1 protein-coding gene is annotated in these 583 nt (G+C 35.3%); it reads right to left on the bottom strand.

Annotation, left to right across the window (positions count from 1 at the left end; all coding sequences use genetic code 11):
• Positions 1-30: 30 nt before the first annotated feature.
• Positions 31-255, bottom strand: coding sequence for a hypothetical protein (locus tag HMPREF1534_RS20825; protein ID WP_005938265.1), 225 nt, complete (start codon positions 253-255; stop codon positions 31-33).
• Positions 256-583: the final 328 nt, after the last annotated feature.

The following is a 583-nucleotide window of genomic DNA, read 5'->3' as shown; positions in this document are numbered from 1 at the left end:
TAAAACTAAACTATTTTCTTACGGACATTTTTATTTTATCGGCTGAAAAACAGCCGATAAAATTGTCGTAGCGGAAAATAGAATGGTTACAATAATCTCAACAAAATCAAGGCTTCTTGAAAAGTGTTTGCGATAAGTTTTCCAAGCATAGCTAACCTTGCTGATTTTGAGAAGCTTTTCCGAGCGGCGCAGGCTGCAATCGAGGAATAGCACGATATAGCTGATACTCAATAAAATAGGCGGTATGCTTTTCATTTACAAAGGCTTACCGCCTATTGTATTTTTAAAAGGTACGTTCATTCCGCACGGAAAATGAGCGTAATAAACGCAAATGTTTAGAGAATGTTGTTGTGCTTTTCGTTGGGTGTTTAGAGTGTGTTTAGAGCCGTAATTGATGATATTACAGAAAGTTAAGACATTGGAAGCTGTTTGGAATAAATTTAAATAATAACATAATAAAGACATAGAACGATATGGCAACATTTAAAGGTAAGCATTCTATTTTCCGCCTTGACGCACATTATTCACAAACCTACCTTTGCGCCATAACCAAATAACAACAATGATTATGGCGAAAGAAAAA

The sequence above is a fragment of the Phocaeicola massiliensis B84634 = Timone 84634 = DSM 17679 = JCM 13223 genome (genome assembly GCF_000382445.1).
In the GTDB taxonomy this organism is placed as follows: Bacteria; Bacteroidota; Bacteroidia; order Bacteroidales; family Bacteroidaceae; genus Phocaeicola; species Phocaeicola massiliensis.
Note: the sequence above shows the minus strand (reverse complement) of the source record. Positions and strands in the feature narration are given on the sequence as shown.

What these genes read in the sequence shown, in the direction of transcription:
- HMPREF1534_RS20825 (WP_005938265.1), bottom strand. Translation starts at nt 255, where the DNA reads ATGAAAAGCATACCGCCTATTTTATTGAGTATCAGCTATATCGTGCTA.